The organism is Porphyrobacter sp. AAP60 (genome assembly GCF_001296025.1).
In the GTDB taxonomy this organism is placed as follows: Bacteria; Pseudomonadota; Alphaproteobacteria; order Sphingomonadales; family Sphingomonadaceae; genus Erythrobacter.
Genome location: NZ_LJHV01000012.1, coordinates 56,455 through 77,365 on the forward strand (window position 1 = coordinate 56,455; position 20,911 = coordinate 77,365).

Annotated in this window: 21 protein-coding genes and 1 pseudogene; 11 read left to right on the plus strand and 11 right to left on the minus strand. The window is 63.2% G+C overall.

From position 1 onward, the window contains the following. Window positions 1-4: 4 nt before the first annotated feature. Window positions 5-406: a DUF1761 domain-containing protein gene (locus IP79_RS11635; RefSeq protein WP_054119481.1), complete on the minus strand. Its 402-nt coding sequence runs from the start codon at window positions 404-406 to the stop codon at window positions 5-7. A gap of 67 nt (window positions 407-473) precedes the next feature. Further along, window positions 474-713: a DUF6356 family protein gene (locus IP79_RS11640; RefSeq protein ID WP_054119482.1), complete on the minus strand. Its 240-nt coding sequence runs from the start codon at window positions 711-713 to the stop codon at window positions 474-476. Between the two features lie 103 nt (window positions 714-816). Between IP79_RS11640 and rimO the strand changes: the two genes are divergently transcribed. Next, window positions 817-2,208 carry a 30S ribosomal protein S12 methylthiotransferase RimO gene (rimO, locus tag IP79_RS11645; protein ID WP_054119483.1) on the plus strand — a complete coding sequence of 464 codons (1,392 nt, stop codon included), beginning with the start codon at window positions 817-819 and terminating at the stop codon, window positions 2,206-2,208. Window positions 2,209-2,355: 147 nt separating this feature from the next. Continuing rightward, the gene (locus IP79_RS11650) at window positions 2,356-3,174 is read left to right on the plus strand and encodes a L,D-transpeptidase family protein (protein WP_054119484.1); all 819 of its coding nucleotides are present in this window, start codon (window positions 2,356-2,358) and stop codon (window positions 3,172-3,174) included. Between the two features lie 6 nt (window positions 3,175-3,180). Here the strand turns inward: IP79_RS11650 and tilS are convergent, their stop codons facing one another. The 5 genes from tilS to IP79_RS15255 all read right to left on the minus strand — a co-directional run bounded on the left by tilS (window position 3,181) and on the right by IP79_RS15255 (window position 8,925). Further along, entirely contained in the window at window positions 3,181-4,179 is a 999-nt protein-coding gene (gene tilS / locus IP79_RS11655; protein ID WP_054119485.1) for a tRNA lysidine(34) synthetase TilS, read from the minus strand. Continuing rightward, window positions 4,170-5,135: a tetratricopeptide repeat protein gene (locus IP79_RS11660; protein ID WP_156318323.1), complete on the minus strand. Its 966-nt coding sequence runs from the start codon at window positions 5,133-5,135 to the stop codon at window positions 4,170-4,172. The genes tilS and IP79_RS11660 overlap by 10 nt, the downstream gene beginning before the upstream one ends. Window positions 5,136-5,275: 140 nt before the next feature. Beyond that, window positions 5,276-6,256 (minus strand): helix-turn-helix domain-containing protein, encoded by a 981-nt coding sequence (locus IP79_RS11665; protein ID WP_054119486.1) that lies wholly within the window; start codon window positions 6,254-6,256, stop codon window positions 5,276-5,278. A 148-nt stretch (window positions 6,257-6,404) separates the two neighbouring features. Then, window positions 6,405-8,675: a phosphoenolpyruvate--protein phosphotransferase gene (gene ptsP, locus IP79_RS11670; protein WP_054119487.1), complete on the minus strand. Its 2,271-nt coding sequence runs from the start codon at window positions 8,673-8,675 to the stop codon at window positions 6,405-6,407. 82 nt (window positions 8,676-8,757) lie between these two features. Then, the gene (locus IP79_RS15255; RefSeq protein WP_082337188.1) at window positions 8,758-8,925 is read right to left on the minus strand and encodes a YdcH family protein; all 168 of its coding nucleotides are present in this window, start codon (window positions 8,923-8,925) and stop codon (window positions 8,758-8,760) included. Between the two features lie 304 nt (window positions 8,926-9,229). On the opposite strand from IP79_RS15255, the gene IP79_RS11675 reads away from it, so the two are divergent. Both IP79_RS11675 and IP79_RS11680 read left to right on the plus strand, forming a co-directional pair. After that, on the plus strand, window positions 9,230-9,439 hold the full coding sequence (locus tag IP79_RS11675) for a DUF465 domain-containing protein (RefSeq protein WP_054119488.1): 210 nt from the start codon (window positions 9,230-9,232) through the stop codon (window positions 9,437-9,439). Window positions 9,440-9,553: 114 nt separating this feature from the next. Beyond that, entirely contained in the window at window positions 9,554-10,039 is a 486-nt protein-coding gene (locus IP79_RS11680; RefSeq protein WP_233994187.1) for a DUF1465 family protein, read from the plus strand. Between the two features lie 156 nt (window positions 10,040-10,195). On the opposite strand, the gene glpK is transcribed toward IP79_RS11680, so the two are convergent. Then, window positions 10,196-11,668, minus strand: coding sequence for a glycerol kinase GlpK (glpK, locus tag IP79_RS11685; RefSeq protein ID WP_054119490.1), 1,473 nt, complete (start codon window positions 11,666-11,668; stop codon window positions 10,196-10,198). Window positions 11,669-11,863: 195 nt separating this feature from the next. Here glpK and IP79_RS11690 point away from each other — a divergent pair, with 195 nt between their 5' ends. From IP79_RS11690 to IP79_RS11700, 3 genes are read left to right on the plus strand one after another with little or no spacing between them, the layout of a single operon-like run. Further along, complete coding sequence (locus IP79_RS11690) at window positions 11,864-12,742, plus strand: MBL fold metallo-hydrolase (RefSeq protein WP_054119502.1); 879 nt, start codon at window positions 11,864-11,866, stop codon at window positions 12,740-12,742. A 50-nt stretch (window positions 12,743-12,792) separates the two neighbouring features. Further along, window positions 12,793-13,794 carry a quinolinate synthase NadA gene (gene nadA / locus IP79_RS11695; RefSeq protein ID WP_054119491.1) on the plus strand — a complete coding sequence of 334 codons (1,002 nt, stop codon included), beginning with the start codon at window positions 12,793-12,795 and terminating at the stop codon, window positions 13,792-13,794. Window positions 13,795-13,854: 60 nt separating this feature from the next. Beyond that, complete coding sequence (locus tag IP79_RS11700; RefSeq protein ID WP_054119492.1) at window positions 13,855-15,180, plus strand: DUF2254 domain-containing protein; 1,326 nt, start codon at window positions 13,855-13,857, stop codon at window positions 15,178-15,180. A gap of 8 nt (window positions 15,181-15,188) precedes the next feature. Here IP79_RS11700 and IP79_RS11705 read toward each other — a convergent pair whose 3' ends face one another. Further along, complete coding sequence (locus tag IP79_RS11705; protein ID WP_082337189.1) at window positions 15,189-16,085, minus strand: DMT family transporter; 897 nt, start codon at window positions 16,083-16,085, stop codon at window positions 15,189-15,191. 70 nt (window positions 16,086-16,155) lie between these two features. Between IP79_RS11705 and IP79_RS11710 the strand changes: the two genes are divergently transcribed. Together IP79_RS11710 and IP79_RS11715 are read left to right on the plus strand one after the other, a co-directional pair. Further along, on the plus strand, window positions 16,156-17,268 hold the full coding sequence (locus IP79_RS11710; protein WP_054119493.1) for an alkene reductase: 1,113 nt from the start codon (window positions 16,156-16,158) through the stop codon (window positions 17,266-17,268). Between the two features lie 216 nt (window positions 17,269-17,484). After that, window positions 17,485-18,306, plus strand: coding sequence for a hypothetical protein (locus tag IP79_RS11715; protein WP_156318324.1), 822 nt, complete (start codon window positions 17,485-17,487; stop codon window positions 18,304-18,306). A gap of 233 nt (window positions 18,307-18,539) precedes the next feature. On the opposite strand, the gene IP79_RS11720 is transcribed toward IP79_RS11715, so the two are convergent. Both IP79_RS11720 and lipB read right to left on the minus strand, forming a co-directional pair. After that, window positions 18,540-18,845, minus strand: coding sequence for a hypothetical protein (locus IP79_RS11720; protein WP_054119495.1), 306 nt, complete (start codon window positions 18,843-18,845; stop codon window positions 18,540-18,542). Next, window positions 18,842-19,531, minus strand: coding sequence for a lipoyl(octanoyl) transferase LipB (gene lipB / locus IP79_RS11725; protein ID WP_082337190.1), 690 nt, complete (start codon window positions 19,529-19,531; stop codon window positions 18,842-18,844). The genes IP79_RS11720 and lipB overlap by 4 nt, the downstream gene beginning before the upstream one ends. Before the next feature lie 79 nt (window positions 19,532-19,610). On the opposite strand from lipB, the gene IP79_RS11730 reads away from it, so the two are divergent. Together IP79_RS11730 and IP79_RS11735 are read left to right on the plus strand one after the other, a co-directional pair. After that, window positions 19,611-20,459 (plus strand): glycerophosphoryl diester phosphodiesterase membrane domain-containing protein, encoded by an 849-nt coding sequence (locus tag IP79_RS11730; RefSeq protein WP_054119496.1) that lies wholly within the window; start codon window positions 19,611-19,613, stop codon window positions 20,457-20,459. A gap of 9 nt (window positions 20,460-20,468) precedes the next feature. Beyond that, a pseudogene (locus IP79_RS11735) lies at window positions 20,469-20,911 on the plus strand (MFS transporter); the annotation flags it as partial.

Genomic DNA, 20,911 nt, shown 5'->3' on the forward strand with positions numbered 1-20,911 from the left:
CAAATCAACCCCGAAACCACACGAACACACCCCCCATGGCCGCCATGCCGACCACAAAATGTCCGGCATCAATCACGAACAATGCTAGCGGCTTCCTGAGGTGTAGATAATTGATCCCGATGGCGGGGATCATCACGCCGACCGCAAATCCAATCGCCATCATCATCACCACAAAGGCCGGCGGGTCCGTGCGCACCAGCAGGTGCCACAGCACCATCGCAATCAGCATTTCAAAGGCAAAGGTCAGCGCGAAGATCACGCCCATATTGCCACTTTTGAGCTGGGTATTGGAAAGGCCCGCCGCACGCTGCCATGGTGCCGTAAAGATCACGCCGTACCACAGCGCACCAACGGCGAAGAAGGCTGCCGTCCCGGCCAGCACCGGCCATAGGGCAAAATCACTCATCGGCTAGATCTCCTCACGCTTGGCGCATGTTAGACCAATGCGCCCGGGAGCGGTAGCGAGATGGCACCTAGATTACGTAGCTGAATTCTTCTGCCTCTGGCGACGGGGTGCGTCCGCGCATTTCAGCATCAAGTTGCACCACAGTGCGGCTGGCAGTCTTGACGAACAGGCCCGGCACTATTGCGTGCACCATACAGGCAAGCCCGCCTGTCACCATCCGCCAACCGAAACTCAACGCGGTGCGGGCATGCTGGCCATAGGTCTCGCCGATGGCGCGCGGGTGGTCGGTGAAAAGCTTGGCGATCATGGCCGTTCAGATGCCCTGCGGCGCAGCCTGCGGTCAACCCCGCAGCCGCATGTGCGAGGATATTGTGGCGCAAAGCCCGCGCACAGTGTAGGGGCGCGCCGCTATGTCCACTGCCTCCACCATTATCCCTACCGTTCTGGCCGATCAGAAGAAGATCGGCATGGTCAGCCTCGGCTGCCCCAAAGCGCTCGTCGATTCAGAGCGGATCCTCACCCGCCTGCGCGCCGATGGCTATACATTTGCCGAGGATTATGCGGGCGCGGATGTGGTGCTGGTCAACACCTGCGGCTTTCTGGACAGCGCCAAGGAAGAAAGCCTCGCCGCCATCGGTGAGGCAATCGCTGAAAACGGCCGCGTCATCGTGACCGGCTGCATGGGTGAGGAGGCTGACGCGATCCGCGCCGCGCATCCTCAGGTTCTGGCAATCACCGGGGCGCATCAGTACGAACAGGTAGTGGAGGCAGTCCACACTCACGCGCCGCCGTCCCAAGGCCCGTTCGTCGACCTGATACCGCAGCCGGATATCAAGCTGACGCCGCGCCACTACAGCTATCTGAAGATTTCAGAAGGCTGCAACCATTCCTGCGCTTTCTGCATCATCCCCGATCTGCGCGGGAAGCTGGCGAGCCGCCGGATCGACGCATGTCTGCGCGAGGCCGAAAAGCTGGTAGCAGCGGGCACGAAAGAACTGCTGGTTATCTCGCAGGATACTAGTGCCTATGGCGTGGATATCCGTCACGAGACCCGCCAGTGGAAGGGCCGCGAAGTTCGCGCCCACATGACCGATCTGGCCCGCGAACTCGGCGGCCTTCGGACGCCTGAAGGCCACGCACCGTGGGTGCGGCTGCACTATGTCTATCCCTATCCGCATGTCGATCAGGTCATCCCGCTGATGGCCGAGGGGCTGTTGACGCCCTATCTCGATATCCCGTTCCAGCACGCCAGCCCGAAGGTACTGAAGCTGATGCGCCGCCCGGCGAACGAGGCCAAGGTGCTCGAACGGTTGAAGACGTGGCGCGCAATCTGCCCCGACATTGCGATCCGCAGCTCCTTTGTGGTCGGCTTCCCGGGCGAGACCGAGGAGGATTTCCAATATCTGCTGGAATGGCTCGAAGAAGCCCAGCTTGACCGGGTGGGCGCCTTCCGGTTCGAACCCGTCGAAGGCGCAGCGGCCAACGCGCTGCCCGATCAGGTGGCAGAAAGCGTCAAGGAAGAACGCTACGCCCGGATCATGGAGGTGACGGAAGCCATCAGCGCCGCCAAGCTCACCGCCAAGGTGGGCCGCACGCTTCCCGTCATCATCGACGAGGTCGGCGAGGCGGACGAGGACGGCGACATCGGCGCAACCGGGCGGTCGCAGGCCGATGCACCCGAAATCGACGGAGCCGTTTACCTGCGCAATGTCCCTGCCGACCTTGCCAAGGGGGACATCGTCTTGGCCACAATCGAGGATGCCGATGCGCACGACCTGTTCGGGGTGATCAGCGCCGGATAATTTTCAGTCGCTTCACACCGCCAGAAGGATGACATCTCAGATAGTCCACCCGAACGGCGTTAACCTGACCGGTAGCGTCGTCCCCGGCAGGGACGCCGAAAGGTTAAGCGCTGGCAGATAATCGCCAAACACGGCATAAAGCTGCGCATGACACGTCGATTCATCCTGCCGTTCGCCTTGTTGGCCGTAGCCCTACCCGCCTCTGCGCAAACCGATGCGCGCGAAGTGGCCAACGCTGCCGAGCAGGTTGCGGCACAGGCTTCAGGCGTGTTCGAACGGGTTGATCCCGATAGCGAAATGCCCGCCATAGCTAACGCTGCCACCGTTGATGAAGCCGCTATGGTGATTGCGGGACTGCCGCCGCTGGCGGATGAAGCGGCGACCATAGCGGAGCCCGAACCTGCCCCGCGCGGCCCGGCGGTGCGCATGATTTCGGCAGAAGTGGTGCAGCCGCTTCCCGTGGCCGCACCCGCGCCCGTCCGCGCTGCGCCGACCAGTAACGATCCCTTCGTGATCAAGTCGATCCTGCCGATCGAAGGCACCATCCGCTATGGCGACTGGTTCTGGGACGAAAGTGCCGCTCCTGCGGGTGGAAAGCTGGTCATTACCGTGGATCTGGAAGCACGTGTGATCAGCATCTTTCGCGACGGGCATGAAATCGGCACTGCGGTGACGCTTCTCGGCACACAGAAACATCCGACCCCGGTCGGCACATTTCCGGTGCTCAGAAAATCGCGCCAGCATTTCTCGCGCAAGTACGACAACGCCCCCATGCCTTTCAGCCTGTGGCTCACCAATACGGGTATCGCCATCCACGGTTCGCCCGTGATGAACGGCTACGCCAGCCATGGTTGCATCGGCGTGCCGGATGAATTTGCCGCCAAACTGTTTGCCGCTACCAAGCAGGGTGACAAGGTTATCATCACCCGTGGCAAGATGATCGGGGTGGGCGACAAGGTCCTGTAAAGCGCGTCAGTTCGCCGCAGACCTTGGCGGTTCGGGCCGGAAATGCCAGACGCGCATCATTACGCCCACCCTCTCCACCTTCTCGACCCCCGCTTGGGCGAGCACGCCGCCAATAGATGCGTTCTTGCCCTGCCATAGCCTGTCCCAGACCCGGCCGGCCTCCGCTCTAGTGGCATATCCGCCAAGCGCCCCGATAATCCGCAGGATCGTTTCAATCCCGATCACCCGCGGCACATTGGCGCAATAGGTGTAACCCAGCGCGCCGGGGGCAGTATCGTCGCGCATAACCATCTCGTGCCAATCAAGTTCGGCGTACCATTCAAGTGCTTGCCAACCTTCCGCCAGATGCGCAGCGCTGACCGCGAGCTGCGCCGGATCGACCCAGTCAGTCTCTGCCAGCCGGGCGCGCAAGCGGGCGCGATCGAAATCAGGGTTGGCGTTTGATGGGTCCTGCGCCGCGACCATGCCTTCGTCAGCAACTACGCTGGCCAGTTCTGCCTTGCGCCAGGCCAGCAGCGGGCGCAGCAGCGGCATCTCGCCATCACCGATTACCGAACGTGCGCGCACGCCTGCCAGCCCGGGTAGCCCGCTGCCGCGGTTGAGCCGCATCAACAATGTTTCGGCCTGATCATCGGCATGGTGCGCAGTGGCAACTGCGCCCAGCCGGGTTTTTTTCGCCCAATCCGCCAGCGCCGAATAGCGCGCCTCACGCGCCCGCGCTTGCAGGTTGCCGGTGGCGAGCTTCACTGTCAGCGCCGTAAACGGGATTCCCCGCTCACCCGCTATCCGCTCGACAAGTGCGACTTCGCCGGCTGCTTCGGGCCTCAGTCCGTGATCGACGCTCGCCACGGCGATCCGGCCCGGCAGCGCGGCATGGGCAAGCAGCAGCAAGGCCAGCGAATCGCCTCCGCCCGATACTGCCAACCCTAATGAACCTTCGCGCGAATCCTCCGGCCACAGCGCCGCCAGATCGGCGGTGAACCGCGCAATCAGGCTCAGCTGCACTTCACCTTGGCGCGGTTGGCCTGATATTCGTCGGCAAGGCGACCAGCCGCGATCGCCGGATAGGTATCGCCGAATTCTGCCAGCGCGATGCAAGCCCGTTTGGTATCCTTCATCGCGATCATCGACGCGCCCAGGTACAGCAGACTATCTGGCGCGCGGTCACCTGCCTTGTTGGCCTGATAATTCTTCAGGAACCAGCGGGCCGCCTCTTCGGGCAGATTGTCATCAAGAAACGCGCGGCCAAGCAGGTTGCGGCCAAAGCTGATGCGCGAGTGGCTGGGATATTGTTCGACAAACCTGGTCAATTGCTGACGCGCTTCGGGATAGAAACCGGCATTCCAAAGCCGGAAACCGTAGGAATACTCGTCGTCCCCGGCATCGGCTGTCTGCGGCTTGGCAATGGCCTGCACAGCGGCAAGGCGTGTTGCGCTGGGCGCGCCAACAGATGGCGCTGGCGCAGCGGGCGCGGTGTTGCTGATAGCGGGCGGCGGTGATGCAATGGCACCTGTCGTCGACGTGGATACGGGAGCAGGGATATATGCGGGCCCTGCGCCTGCCGTCTCGAGCGCCGCAACCCGCGCTTCCATCAGCGACAGGGAATTGGCCTGCTCTTCCGAACGCGCCGTCAACGCCTGCAACTGACCTTCGAGCGCATCGAGGCGCACGAGAATATCCGTCACCGCCGTGGTCGATGTCGTGGTTGGCGCGGTTGTTGTGGGCGCCTGGGTTCCCGGCGCTATCTGCGGTTCGAAGAATCGCCCGTCTCCGCCGGGGAACACCTTGCGCTGGAGCGCCCGCACCTCGGCCTCGATCTTGCGGATGCGTGTTTCGGCGGTCGCGGCATCTTGCGCGAAAACCGGAGCAGGTGCGGCGGCAATCATCGTGGCGGCAAGCGCAACACCGGCAAGCCGCAAGGGGATCACGCGGAGGGCATTGGTTCGCAGGAGAGGTTTCATGGCTCGTCAGGCTCCCTGGCAATGGCCGCGCAGATTTGCAGCGGCGCACATGAACGACTGTGGAATCCCTGCCGCTTCCGCAGCGGCAAGTCGAGAGCGACAAAGCCCCTAATCAACGGGAAATCGCTGTCAGTGCAAAGTTAGTTATCGGTATTTCCTGCCGACCCGATGCTTGTCGGCACCTCGGCGACTGTAATTGCGGCAGACACGGGGGCAGGATCGGGAATTGGGGACGCCTGCACAGTTGCAAGGGGATCTGGCCGCTGCGACGTGCGGCGGGCAAGCGGAGCAGCGGTGGTCGGCGCAATGGCAGCGACATCGGTGGAGGCTGCGGTCCGTGCCAGCAAGGCGGTGGCTGAAATCGCCGCACCGGAAATCGTCGTTGCACGATCCGCCAGCTTCGCCACCGATTTGCCGTCCACCGTTATGGCCAGAGCGTCGGGCCTGCCGGTGTTAATTCGCGGATCAGCCGCATCGGCCGGAACCAGCACAGTCTCGCCCTGCTTGAGGGTGCGTTCGATCAGGCGGTCGCCGCCTTCTTCGTAAAGGCGCAGCCAGATATTGTCTTCCAGAGCGGTCAAAACCACTTCGCCGTCGGTCACAGATGCCTGCGCCTCCGGTGCGGCACTTGCGGCGGGCGCGGGCGCCGCAGCGGTTTCAGCCGTCAGCAGGGAACCCGGCTCGGTGCCGGCACCAAAATAGGCATTGTAGAAGGCATAGCCCCCCACCGCGAGCACCAGCGCTGCCAATGCGCTTGCCCATGCCAGCCCGGACGATGGCAGGCGCCCCGGATCGCCCGGCTCCATAGCTGATGAAGGGGCGGCGCGCTGCATCGAACCGTCGGCAAGTTCCGCGCGCACCACATTCGTGATCTCCGCAGGATCAAGACCGACTGCCTTGGCAAAGGTGCGCGCAAAACCGATGGCATAGGCGCGCGAGGGCAAAGCTTCGAAATTGCCATCTTCGATCGCTTGCAAGTGGCGCAGGGGAATACGTGTTTCGGCGGCTACATTCGGCAAATCGCGGTGCAACGCCTCACGCGCGGCACGCAGCTGCGCCCCTGCACCGGATACAGGCGTTTCGTTCGCGCTCTCCGCGCTATCGTCGTAATCGGTTTCCATGACCCGGGTCCCGCGCCTTCTGTCGAGGCTTGCTATGGTTTATTTCGCGTGAATTGCGCTTGAACGGCACTCGCCTGTTGCAGCGCCCGCTGTCAAGCGCCGAAGCGGCCCAGCGCCGCACCGCTCGCCCGTCCCGCCGCATTCGCGATCAATCATACTCGATATCGCGGGCATCGGCCCATGCTGACAATTCGGCCCGCAGGCTGCGGCCGGGGGCGGCAAGCCACCCGGTCATCGCTGTCGAAAGTTCGGCCAGATCGACCTTGCGCACCAGCTCCTTGATTGGCCCGACTGCTGCCGGCGTGATCGACAGGCGGCGATAACCGATGCCCAGTAAAGCCAGCGCTTCAAGCCGGCGCCCGCCCATCTCGCCACAAACGCCCACATCAACCCCGCTGCCGATGCTCGTTTGCATTACCCGGCGCAGGAACCGGAGGATCGACGGAGAAAGCCAGTCATAACGCTCCGCCAGCTTAGGGTTGGCGCGGTCTGCTGCGAACAGGAACTGCGTCAGATCATTTGTGCCGATCGAAAGGAAACTGAGTTTGGGCAGAAGCACATCGAGCATTTCGGCAAGCGCTGGCACTTCCAGCATCGCGCCGAAATGAATGCGTTCCGGCAGCTGCTTTTTCTGCGCGCGCAAGTAAGCAAGCTGTTCATCGAACACGGTCTTGGCCGCGTCAAATTCCCACGGCTCGCTCACCATCGGGAACATCACATAAAGCGATCGGCCCGCTGACGCTTCCAGCAATGATCTTGCCTGAACTTTCATCAACCCTTCGCGTTCCAGCGCCAGCCGCAGCGCGCGCCAGCCCATCGCCGGGTTTTCATCCTGCGCAGCAATCTCGCTGGCGAGATAGGGTACGGACTTGTCGCCGCCGATATCGACGGTGCGGAAGATTACCGGCTTTTCGCCGGCCGCATCCAGCACATCGCGATAAAGCCGCGTCTGGCGCTCGCGCTGCGGCAGGGTGGCAGACACCAGAAACTGGAACTCGGTGCGGAACAGGCCGACCCCATCTGCGCCGGTCATTGCGAGCGAGCTCATGTCGTCGCGCAGGCCGGCATTCATCATCACCTGGATACGGGTGCCGCAGCGGGTGAAGGGCTCGACATCGCGCAGCGAAGCATAGGTCGCCTGCTTCTCGCGCGATTTGGCGAACCGCGTCTGAAACGCATCGGCCACCTGCGGCAAGGGGCGCACTATCGCACTGCCCGCAGTCGCATCGAGCAGGATTTCATCGCCTTCGCGAATGGTGGTGCGTACGCCTTTGGTGCGCCCGATCACAGGCACATTCATGGCCCGCGCCACGATCACCACGTGCGCGGTGAGCGAGCCTTCCTCAAGGATCACGCCTTTCAGCCGGCGCTTGTCATATTCGAGCAGTTCAGCCGGGCCGAGGTTGCGCGCGATCAGAATGGTATCGCGGCGCAGACCTTGCGATGCGGCGGTGCCAACTTGCCCGGCAACTATCCGCAGCAGGCGGTTCGCCAGATCCTCAAGATCGTGCATCCGGTCAGCCAGCAAGGGATCATCGATCTCGCGCATCCGCATGCGCGTGTGCTGCTGCACCCGTTCGATTGCGGCTTCTGCGGTCAGACCACTATCTATCGCCTCGTTGATCCGGCGCGACCAGCCTTCGTCATAGGCGAACATCTTGTAGGTTTCGAGCACCTCCTCGTGCTCGCCGCCCACGCCGAATTCTGCCTGACTGGCCAGGGTATCGATCTGTTCGCGCATCCGGTCAAAAGCGCGGTAGACCCGCTGCCGCTCGGCCTCGGTATCCTCGGCCATGACCTGCGTAATTTCGACCCGCGGCTGGTGGTACACCGCGTGCCCTGCGCCCAGCCCTTTTACCAGTGTGAGGCCGGTCAACGCCTGCGGCCCGGTCTGTTCCTGGGTCAGGACGCGGGCTTCTTCTTCATCGACCAGTTCGGCATTGGCGATCAGTTCCGACAGCACCATCGCGGTGGTCTGCAACGCCTCGATCTCGATGTCTTCGTAACGGCGCGGCTCGACATGCTGGACGCACAAGACGCCCACGGCGCGTTCCCGATAGACAATCGGGACGCCGGCAAAGGAATGGAACTTCTCTTCGCCCGTTTCCGGGCGATACAGGAAATCGGGGTGCGCCTTGGCTTCGGCCAGATTGAGGGTATCGATCTTTTGCGCGATCGCCCCGGTCAAACCTTCGCCGATTGCCATGCGGGTGACGTGAACCGCGCTCTGATTGAGGCCGCGCGTCGCGAAAAGTTCCAGCATGCCTTCGCGCAGCAGGTAGATCGAGCATACCTCGCTCGACAGGCATTCGCCGATGATTTCGACCACCTGATCCAGCTTGCCCTGCGCGTGCATGCGCGAGGCCATAACCTCGGTCAGGCGGGTCAGGATCTGGCGGGCGGCGGCAGCGGCTGTCATGGCGTTGATGGTCTAGGGCCGAGACCCCCAACCTGCAATGGCGGACATTACCGCTACCGCCGCGCGCACTGTCAGGCGCAGATCAATGCGCGGCAATTTCTTCCTTCAATCGCAGTTTCTGCTTTTTGAGAGACTGGATCATCGCGGTGTCAGGCACGGGCCGGGCCATTTCGTCGCGCAGGCGGGATTCCAACCCGGCGTGCTTGCTGTGAAGGGCGTTGAGGTGGGAAGACACTGCGGTCGATGCCATATTGCGTTCTCCTTAGCTGCGGGGGGATGCCCCCGGAAAGGCGACTCGGCAAACGAAGCGGCCGAGCCGCAGGTTTCAGTGAAACCATAGACAGGCTAGCTTGCAAAGCCCTGATGGATCGTAAATCGCCGCATCAGCATCTGGATGCGATGAACCGCATGGCGCCGCTGCACGCAGGCTGCCGGATAAATGCCCAAGGCACCTTATCGAATCGCACGGAAACGCGTAGCGCCGCCACACATTGCGCAGCGCGTTACCGGCAGGACGGCACGCTAGGGACGAACCGGAAGGGGCTAAGGCAGGAATGACCGAAGAGGAGCTGCGCAAAACGCTCGAACTGCTCAAGACCGAGCATCGCGACCTTGATGCTGCAATTGCCGCTTTGACCGAGGCCGCCCGCACCAGTGCCGCTGGCGACCAGTTGCAAATTGCGCGGCTGAAAAAGCGCAAGCTGCGCCTGAGAGACCAGATCGCGATTATCGAAGATACGCTGCTGCCCGATATCATCGCGTAAGGCGCAACTGCGCCGATCCGCGACATGCTTAACAACCGGTACACTTTGTTCCGGGCCGGGACGTAAGCAAAAATTACTTGGAAAGTAACCATACCCCTGTGGCGCAGGGTGGCAGTGCGGCGTAATCTCCGGCGCGATATGGCCCGAACCACCAATCTATCCCGCCCGATCATCGAGGCGCTTTATACCGAAGCGCTGGTGCTTGCCGATGATGTGCGCGCTGTTTTCGCCGCTGGCACGCGCGAACCGCAGATCGGCGAAGATGCCTTTCTGCGGCTTGCACTGTCGACCGAGGGGCTGAAGACCACCACCCGCATGATGCATGTGCTGGCGTGGCTGCTCAACCAGCGGGCGCTGTTTTCAGGCGAATTGAGCGAAAACCAGATGCGCCTGCACGGCGCGCTGCCGCCCGATCGCGGTTCGGATGAACGCCAGCTCGCACTGCTGGAGCCTGAAACCCGCGAACTGATCGCCGAGACAGAACGGTTGCACCAACGCATCGCGCGGCTGGATGAAGCATGGCGCCAGCATTTCGAAATGACATCGCCCGTCCGCGCATTTCAGGATCGCATCGGGCGCGAATTCGGGCGACTGGGTTAGGCCGCAGCCTGAGCGTCCCATGGCCAATGTTTCACGTGAAACATCAGCGCAAAAGGGGGCAAGGAGGGGTCTAGGCGGGTCTAGAGGGGGTCTAGACAGGGTCTGGATCGACCTAGAACGGCCTGAAATCTTCCCAGCAGCCCGCGCCGAGCCCGATCACGTCGCCGCCAGCGCCTTGCGCCACGTCGCCAGCCGCGCCTCGCGCACCCCTGCGGCCAGCTGCGGGGTGAACCGCGTCAGATCGCCGCGCATCGCCTCTGCCGCTGCGCCGAGATCGGGATAAATCCCCGCCCCGGTCGCTGCCAGCATCGCTGCGCCCAGCGCCGTGGTCTCGACAAAACCGGGCCGCTCAACTGTGATGCCGAGCATATCGGCGAGATCCTGCGCCATCCAGTCGTTGGCCGCCATGCCGCCATCGATCCGCAATGTCTGCCACGCCGCACCATCGGCCGCGAAGGCTGTCGCCAGATCATGCGTCTGGTGCGCCATCGCCTCCAATGCGGCCCGGGCAAGCTGCGCTTTTCCGCTGGAGAAGGAAAGCCCCGCAATCACCCCGCGTGCCTCTGCCTGCCAGTGCGGCGCGCCAAGGCCGCTGAGTGCGGGCACGATCACCACCCCGCCGCTATCGGGGATCGACCGGGCCAGTTCCTCGGTCTGGCTCGCCACTTCGACAATCCCGAGCGAATCCCGCAACCATTGCACGAGGCTGCCTGCAACAAACACCGATCCTTCGATGGCATAGGTGCGAGCGCCTTCGATCTGCGTCAGCACCGTGCCCAGCAGACGGTGGGTCGATCGCGGGATGGCTGCGCCCTGACAGGTCAGCACGAAAGCGCCGGTGCCATAGGTCGCCTTGGTCTGCCCCGGTGCAAGGCAGGCCTGCCCGATGGTCGCCGCCTGCTGATCGCCCGCAAGGCCGGTGATCGGAATGCTGCATCCGAACAGCGATGGATCGGTCATCGCCAGCGGCCCGGCCATGTCGACCACGCCGGGCAGCGCGGCCAGCGGCACGCCCAGCAGATCGCACAGCCCATCATCGAACTGGCCATCCTCAAGCCCCATCAGCAGCGTTCGGCTGGCATTGCTGGCATCGGTGATATGCGCCGCACCGCCGGTCAGCTTGAAGGTCAGCCAGCTTTCGACCGTTCCCAAGGCCAGCGTGCCGCGCTGCGCCGCCGCGCGCACTTCCGGCACATTGTCGATCATCCAGCGCATCTTGGTGCCGGAGAAATAGGGATCGAGCAGCAGGCCGGTGCGGCGTTGCACCTCGCCTTCATGGCCGCCATCGCGAAGGCTCGAGCAAAATGGCTCGGTGCGGCGATCCTGCCAGACGATGGCGTTGGTCAGCGGCTCGCCCGTGACCTTGTCCCATGCCACCACGGTTTCGCGCTGGTTGGTGATACCGATGCAGGCGATGCCCGCAGCCCCGCCCGCTTTGGCGATCACGGCCTGCGCGCAGGCGATGCTCTTGTCCCAGATCTCGCGCGGATCATGCTCTACCCAACCGGATTGCGGGTAATGCTGCGTCAAAGGCTCCTGCGCGCTGGCAACCGGAATGCCATCGGCCGCAAACAGCAGTGCGCGTGTCGAGGTGGTGCCTTCATCGAGCACCAGAATATAGTCGGACATTGAGCGGCTCTCCCGTTTTCGGCTTCCTAGCCGCTAGGCTTGTTGGAAGTCGAGACACCCCCTTTCCCCCCGCCCCGGGCTTGACCCGGGGCCCAGCTATCTTGCCGCGTGCCACCGCCCAAAAGACAGCGGGGTCCCGGGTCAAGCCCGGGACGGGGGGTTGCCGACAAGGCGGCACAGGCCCAAATGGGGCGCATGGTAACCATCCCTCCCCAACCCTGGCCCACGGGCCTTGCCGAAGATGTCGAGCCGCTGGTGCGCCGCGTGCTTGCGCCCAATCCTTCGCCCTATACCTTTACCGGAACCCAGACTTATGTGGTGGGTGTGGCGGACGGGCCGGACTGCGCGGTGATCGACCCCGGCCCGAACGAGCCTGACCATATCGAAGCGATCATGGCGGCGGTGGCAGGCCGCACAATCGTCGCCATCATGTGCACCCATACCCACCGCGACCATTCCCCCGCCGCCGCGCCGCTGGCCGCGTTGACGGGCGCTCCCATCGTCGGCTGTGCGCCCCTAGTGCTGGCAGTGGATGGCCCGCGATCCGACGAAGCTTTCGATCCGACCTATGCGCCCGACCGTGTGCTGGCCGATGGCGAGGGGATGCGCGGCACCGGCTGGACGCTGACCGCTGTCGCCACGCCGGGGCACACCTCCAACCACCTGTGCTTTGCGCTGGAGGAATCGGGAGCGCTGTTCACCGGCGATCATGTGATGGGCTGGTCAACCAGCGTGGTGATCCCGCCCGATGGCGACATGGGCGATTACATGGCGAGCCTTGATAAGCTGATGGCGCGTGATGATGTGCGTTATCACTCCGCCCACGGCGCCGCGATTGAAAAGCCGCGCCAGCTGGTGCGCGGCATGATCGGCCACCGCCGCCAGCGCGAAAACCAGATCATGCGGCTGCTGGGCGAGGCCCCCCGCTCCGTCAGCGCTTTCATCCCCGATATGTACAAGGGGCTCGACCCGCGCCTGATCGGCGCTGCCGAGATGAGCGTGACCGCACACCTGCTCGATCTGGAGCGGCGCGGGCTGGCATCGCGTGAAGACGACATCTGGCGGGTGGCATAAGCCTGCCCCCGCCCCTATATCACCGCCACCATTCTGACGGGGACTAACCCATGAGCATCCTGACCAAGAACCCCACCGGCACCGATCTGCTGGCCGAAATCGACCGTTTGCGCAAAGAACGCAATGCGGTGATCCTCGCGCATTATTACCAGACGCCGGATATTCAGGACATTGCCGATTTCGTGGGCGACAGCCTTGAACTCTCGCGCAAGGCGGCGGCGACCGATGCCGATGTGATCCTGTTCTGCGGCGTCAAGTTCATGGCCGATACCGCCAAGATTCTCAGCCCCCAGAAGACCGTGATCCTGCCCGACATGGATGCAGGCTGCAGTCTTGAAGACAGCTGCCCGCCGGACAAGTTCCGCGCGTTCCGCGAAGCCCACCCCGATCACATCGCGCTGACCTACATCAATTGTTCGACCGAGGTGAAAGCCCTGTCCGATGTGATCGTGACCAGTTCCAGCGCCGAGACGATCCTTGCCCAGATCCCGCCCGAACAGAAGATCATCTTCGGGCCTGACCGGCACCTGGGCGGTTATCTGGCGCGCAAGTTCAACCGCGAAATGCTGCTGTGGCCGGGCGTGTGCATCGTGCACGAAGCCTTCAGCGAGACCGAGCTTCTGAAGCTGAAAGAGCAATACCCCGGCGCGCCGATTGCCGCGCACCCGGAATGCCCGCCGAACATCATCGACCACGCCGATTACGTCGGATCGACCAGCGGGATTCTCAGCTTTGCCAAGACCTTCCCCGGCGACACCCTGATCGTCGCGACAGAACCGCACATCATCCACCAGATGGAAAAGGCCCTGCCCGAAAAGACCTTCATCGGCGCGCCCGGTGCGGACGGTAATTGTTCGTGCAACATCTGCCCCTACATGGCGCTGAACACGATGGAGAAGATGTACACCGCGCTACGCGATCTCGAACCCCGGATCGAGATCGAGGAAGGGATGCGCCTGAAAGCCAAGCGCAGCCTTGACCGGATGCTGGAAATGGCAAGCGGCACCGTGGGCATGGGCGATCTGGGCAAGGTGCATTTCAGCGGGGATTGAAGCCGTGCCATTGCGCCTCGCGGCAAAGCCCTCCAGACGCAGGGCTGCTAAAGGACACACATGATCGGCTTTCTCGTCACCCGCTGGCAGAGCATCAACGCCAGTTACTGGTTTTACCCGGCGCTGCTTTCGGTGGCGGCGTTTCTGCTGTCGCTGGCAACAGTCTCGCTCGATCGTTCGGGCTGGGCTGACTGGCTGCTTGAGGCAGGGTGGTATGAACCAGCGCGCCCGCAGGGGGCATCCAACATGCTCACCGTCATCTCCGGATCGATGATCGGCGTGGCATCGACCGTGTTTTCGATCACGATCGCCGCAGTGTCCTATGCCAGCGGCACCTATGGCCCCCGCGTGCTCACCAATTTCATGGAAGACCGCGGCAACCAGTTCAGCCTTGCGACCTTCATCGCGACCTTCGTGTTTGCGATAACCACGCTGCGCACGGTGCGCGAAGCGGATGAACAGGCGATCAGCGCACTCGATGCAGCATCGGGCGCAGCCGGATTTGTCCCGCAGTTTTCGCTGCTGGTTGCCTATGCCTTGATGGGCCTTTCGATCGCGGTGCTGGTGTATTTCCTGCACCACATCCCTGCCTCGATCCGGATCAATTCGGTGCTCCAGTCGATTGGCGAACGACTGCTGAATGATATCGGATCGAATTTCCCCAACGATGCCAAAGGTGAGACCCACCAGGAAGCACCGCAGGGGCGTGCAGTGGTGGCCCGGCGCACCGGCTATATCCAGCATATCGATTTCCAGCGGCTTGACCGGATTGCCCAGAAAGTGGGCGGCCACATCAAGCTGGGCGTGCGCACCGGTGATTTCGTTTATAATGATGTGCGGCTGATCTACTGGGACGCCGACGACGATCTTGACGATCTGCGCGACGAGGAAGTTTCCGCCTGCTTCACGCTCGGCGGCCTCAGAACGCCGGTTCAGGATATTCATTTCCTGATGGATGAACTGGTGGAAATCGGGCTGCGGGCCTTGTCACCGGGGATCAATGATCCGTTCACGGCCATCACGGCGCTACACTGGCTGGGCGCGGCCACATCGGAATTGGCCAAGCGCGATCTGGTCCGGTCGATCGGCGGCAAGGATGACACGGGCAGCGATCGGCTGGTTTTGCGCAATGATAATTTTGCGCACTTTGTCGCGCGCGGGTTTGGCACCATGCGCAGCGGCGTGGCCACCAGCCCGGCTGCGGCCCTGGTTGCGATGGAGGTGATTGCCGATAGCGCCGCCACCATCAGCGATGAAACGCGTCAGGCAATCCTGCGCCAGGAAGGCGAGCGGCTGATCCTTCAGGCGCGTGAGGCGCTGGCAGGGCCGGATCTTGATCTGGTAGAGGCCCGCTACGCCAAATTTGAAAAAGCTACTGCGGCGTAGCCAGCCTGTTACCTTGCGCGCGATACCGCCAGCGCCGCACCGACCAGCACCATGCCGACAATGTCGAGCGCGCTCAGCGTCTCGCCGAACGCCAGCCAGCCATAGGCCGATGCGACCGCAGGCTGGGTCAGCAGCGCCAGCCCCACCACCAGCGGCGGGAAGTACTTGAGCGAAAACACCATCAGCCCCTGCCCGATCAGCTGGCTGCCAATGAACAGGCCGATCACCGGCGTCCAGTCGGTCGGCCAGACCGGCTCGCCCAGCAGCACTGCCAGCCCCAGCAACACCGGGCAGCCGAACAGGCTTACCCATACCAGCAGGCTCCACGATCCGAACTGTCCGCGCGCGCCCTGCAAGGTCAGCAGGTACACCGCATAAAGCAGCCCTGCGGCAAGGCAGAACAGATCGCCGATCAGGGTCGCGGTGGATATTTCCAGACTGCGGCCCATCAGGATCGCCGCGCCCACCAGTGCAAATGCAATCGCCAGCCATTCCAGCCCGCGTGGCAACATCCGCGCCGCGATGAAGCCCCAGAACAACAGCACGATCGATCCGGCATTGCCGAACAGGGTCGCATTGCCCAGCCGGGTCATGCCGATGCCGATGTGCCAGCTGGCCAGATCCAGCGCGAAGGTGACAGCGCCCAAAGCCACCAGCCCCAGCGTCTTTGCGCCCATGCCGCCCAATCGCTGACCATTCGCCCGCGCCAGCATGACCAGAAACGGCAGGGCCAGAAACAGCCGCCAGAACCCTGCGGAAACCGGCCCGGTATCGGCCTCGCGCACGAACCACGGCCCCAGCGCCAGCGCGATATTGCCGCCCAGCAAGGCAACCAGCAGCAGCCACGCCGCAGGGCGCGGCGGATCGGTCACAAGATTTGCTTGGGCCGCACCCTCAATTTCCATCCTTGCGCCCTAGCTTCCCGCCCCCCAATTGGATAGCCAATCAAAACTGGCTTAAAAGGATTACCCACATATGCACGAAGCTCTGTTCCAACCGCTCAAAATGGGCGCGCTCCACGCGAAGAACCGCATTCACATGGCCCCCCTCACCCGCGGGCGCGCGGCAGAGCCGATGTTCACCCCCAACGAAATGATGGCGACCTATTACCGCCAGCGTGCGGGCGCAGGCATGATCCTGACCGAAGCGACTGGCATCAGCCGCGAAGGATTGGGCTGGCCCAGCGCGCCTGGCATCTGGAGCGATGAACAGACCGAAGCATGGAAGGCCACCACCACGGCGGTGCACGAAGAAGGCGGCCTGATCGTGATGCAGCTGTGGCACATGGGACGGATTGTCCACCCGGTGTTCCTCGATGGCAATCCGCCGGTTTCCGCCAGCGCCACCACCGCGCCCGGCGAAGCCCACACGCCCACCGGCAAGCAGCCCTATGCCGAAGCGCGCGCCATGACGCATGAGGACATCCAGCGCACCATCGCCGATTACCGCCGCGCCGCCGAAAACGCCAAGAAAGCGGGCTTTGACGGGGTGCAGCTGCACGGCGCGAATGGCTATCTTGTCGACCAGTTCCTGCGCGACAAGACCAACCTGCGCACCGATGAATATGGCGGCACCCCCGAAAACCGCACCCGCTTCATGCGCGAAGTGCTGGAAGCGCTGATCGACGTGTGGGGCGCAGACCGCGTCGGCATCCGCCTGTCGCCCAACGGCGATTCGCAGGGCACCGATGATAGCAACCCGGCGGCAACCTTCGGCGCGGCGGCCAAAGTGTGCGAAGAATTGGGCCTCGCCTTTGTCGAACTGCGCGAACCCGGCCCGGATGGCACCTTCGGCCAGACCGATGTGCCCAAGCAGAGCCCCCTGATCCGCCAGATCTATACCGGCGCGTTGATCCTCAATTCGGATTATACTGCGGAAGAAGCGCAAGCCGATGTCGAAAGCGGCAAGTGCGATGCGGTGAGCTTTGGCCGCCCCTATATCTCCAACCCCGATCTGGAAAAGCGGATCGCGGCAGGCGCGCACTGGAACCCGAACAAGGACGTGCCCAAGAGCTGGTACTTCCCGATCCCGCAGGGCTACATCGATTACCCGACGCTGGCTGAAGAACAGGCAGAAGCAGCCGAGTAAGACCTACGCCCCGGCAGCGTCCGCTTCGGGCGCTGCCGGGGCAAAAGCTGCCGTTCGGGAAGCGACCCCGTTTCGGTCGTTTGTGACGTATCTGCCACTGGCCTTCCCTTGATCGCTACGTGTTACGCCGCCAGACAATAAGCTCCTATAAATGCAGCATTCAGCATTCTTATGGGAGCATGTCGCAGGCAGAATAGGCATGTGGGAGCATTATACGTGATCGGACAGCGGATGGCACAGGCGTTGATCGTTGCAGGGGTGCTGGCGGTCACGCCGACGGCATATGCCAAAGACACCGATGTCCCGGCTTACGCGCTGACCGCTTCGAACATCGCGACCGCAATACATAAGGGCGACGATGTCTCCCGCCGCGAAGACATGTTTGCTCTGAGCCCGGCCGAATACGCCGAACTCGCCAAGCTCAAGGGGTGTAGCGGGGAGATACAGCCGAGCGCTCAGGAGCGGGCGGTGCTGATCGCCTGGACCTGTAGCGAGGGAACCGATGATCCCGGCCTCAAGCGCTCGGTGTTCATGATGTTCGAGGAAAACGGCCGTCTCGTTCAGTTCGGGATAAACGCCCCACTTAACGCGATGGCGCCGACCCCGGCGTCAATGGAAACGAACAAGCGACCATTCCCAAGGCGTTTTGCAGCCCAAATGGGCGATGCGATCACAAAAGCGCGCGACCCGAGCCTCGGCGGCCTTGTCGCGCTGACCGCGTTCGATCGAGATCGTCTCGCCTTATTCCAAGGTGGTTCCTATTGGGTGCTTGAGCCACACGTGCGCTCAACCTTGCCTGAAGTCGCCGAAGTCGAGCGCGTACACCTTCGCGATGCAACCAGCACACACCGCCAGATAGTGCACATCTATTTCGACGCGGAAGATCGCCCATTGGGTCTTGCTTTTGCGCCTTCGACTGATCCGGGTTGGCAGGAAACAGCGAGGCGGAGCGCTGCCGTCGCTACCGGGGACCCGGCGGCTGGCTTCTGGGAGGCGGACATGGCGTCGTTTGGGGCGACCATCACGAGGCGGCAGTAATACTGCCTCGCCGCTTCGGGAAGTGCGCCGAGCAATAGACAGGCATCGTCTGTGCTGCCGTCCGCTCTGAGCTCATTGTGACCATGGACTGATTAGTTCGAATGGCACTGGGAACTTGGGTCCAATCCGGCCATTCCGAAAACCACCCACTTCCGGCCTTCCAACTCCCGCTGCCCGGCCTCTGAAAGCGGACATTTTGCTACGCGCTTGGCGGGATAAGCTAGCGGGTCAGGCTATTCGGCTGGAGCGGGGGCCGGATCAGCAGGCGCTGCTTCGGCCTCTTCGCTTTGCGGGGCTGCCTCGCCTGCGACTTCGGGCTGTTCGCCATCGACATCTCTCGCGCTCGGCCTTTGGCGCGGGGCGAGCGGGGCTTGCGAGTCGATCTGCTCCAGCGGGATCATGGCATCGCTGATCTCGCCGCCCAGGACTTCGCCGGCCGCCTCGCCGCCACTATCGGCGGAGGGGGCGGTATCGTCTTTGCAAGCGCTAGCCAGCAGGGCGAGAGCGAAAATGGCGGTGGCGGGGGCGGTGCGTTTCATCCACACGCCTTTCGCCCGGCCTTGTCGAGCGCGTCAAGAAAATCATCACTGCTGGCCACCAGCGCAGCGTCCCATTCCTCGGCAGAAACGCTCAGCCCCAGCCGCGCCATGCTGGTGACGCCGAATTCGGCAATGCCGCAGGGCACAATCCCGCCGAAGTGCGAAAGATCGGGATCAAGGTTTACCGAAAAGCCGTGCATCGTCACCCAGCGTCGCACCCGCACACCGATTGCGCCGATCTTGGCCTCGCGGCCGTCGATGTCGCGCGTCCAGATGCCGACGCGGCCTTGTGCCCGCCAGCTTTCGACGCCGAAGCGGGCCAGCGTCGCAATCACCCAGCCTTCGATCGCGTGGACAAAGCAGCGCACATCCTTGCCGCGTTTGGCAAGGTCAAGAACAAGGTAGCCGACCCGCTGGCCGGGGCCGTGATAGGTGTAGCGCCCGCCTCTCCCCGCTTCGATCACCTCGAATTGCGGGTTGACCAGTTCAGCCGGATCGGCGCTGGTGCCGGCGGTGTAAACGGGGGGGTGTTCAAGCAGCCAGACCAGTTCGTTCGCCTCGCCCGCGTGCACGGCTGCATTGCGCTCGTCCATCGCGGCGAGCGCCTGCGCGTAGGAGACCGGCGCGGTCTCTCGCCGCCATTCGATCGGCGATCCCGATAAAGGTGCAGGTGCGGTGCTTGCCATGGCGCATCGGTGGGGGCATTGAACGCCGATATCAAGAGGCGATTGCACCTGCGCCGCCTCTGGCAACGAGGGATCGAAAATGGCGAAGCAAAAGCTCGATATGGGCATGGCCTGGACACAGGCGACCGGATTGATCGGCACCAACCGCGACACGATCGGCGCGATTGCCGGGTTGTTCTTCTTTCTGCCCGCGCTGGCGCTCGCACTCTTCGCGCCGGAACTGGTTTCGCCCGAACCCGCCGCGCCCGCCGGTGCCGATCCGCAGGTCGCCATGCAGGCGATGATGGACCAGATCACTCAGGCCTATGCCGATAACTGGCCGCTGTTTCTGGTGATGACGATCATCCAGTTCATCGGATCGATGAGCCTGCTGGCACTGCTGACCGATCGCGGACGCCCCACCGTGCGCGAGGCTCTGATGATCGGGCTTGCGAGTATCCTTCCGTACGTGGCTGCGCAGTTGCTCAGCACGCTGGCCATCGCGCTGGTAATCGGCCTGCCGCTGGGCCTGATCGCCGCTGCCGGATCCCCTGTGGCGGCGGTATTGGCGGGCTTGGTGCTGGCGCTGGTCGGGCTGTACATGTTCATCAAGTTCACGCTCACCGCCCCGGTCATCGCCATCGAAGGCGAACGCAATCCGATAAAGGCGCTGACCCGTTCGTGGAAGCTCACCAAGGGAAATAGCGTGCGGATTGCGCTGTTCCTGCTGCTCTTGTTCTTTACCATCGGCATCATCGCAGCATTGGTTTCGGGCATTATCGGCCTGATTTTCTCGGCGCTCGGCGCTCAGGTCGCCATGATCGGCAACGGGGTGGTCAGCGCATTCGTGAACACCGGTATCGGCGTAATCTTCCTGGTGGTGATCGGCGCGATCCATCGCCAGTTGGCCGGGCAATCGCCGGAAGGGGTTGCGGCGACCTTTGAATAGGCGAGCGGCGTGGCCGAAACCGATCCTGATCTGACAGGCGCGGCCCGCACCGGCGCTCCCACCGGCGCGATCCCGCCCGGGCGGATGGCGCTGCTGTTCACAGTCATGCTGGTGACCGCTGCGGGCAATACCGCGATGCAATCGGTCATGCCTTCGATCGGCACGGCATTGCAGGTCGCCGATGTGTGGATCAGCCTGGCCTATAGCTGGTCGGCGTTGCTGTGGGTGGTGTGCGCGCCGTTCTGGGCGCGGCGTTCGGATCAGCGCGGGCGCAAGGCGATGATGGCGCTGGGACTGGTGGGTTTCATCATCTCGATGCTGCTGTGCGGACTGGCGCTTTATGCCGGGCTGTCAGGCTGGCTTTCGGCGGTTTGGGCGCTGATTGCCTTTGCCGCCGCGCGCAGCCTGTATGGCGGGTTCGGCAGCGCCGCGCCGCCCGCGGTGCAAGCCTA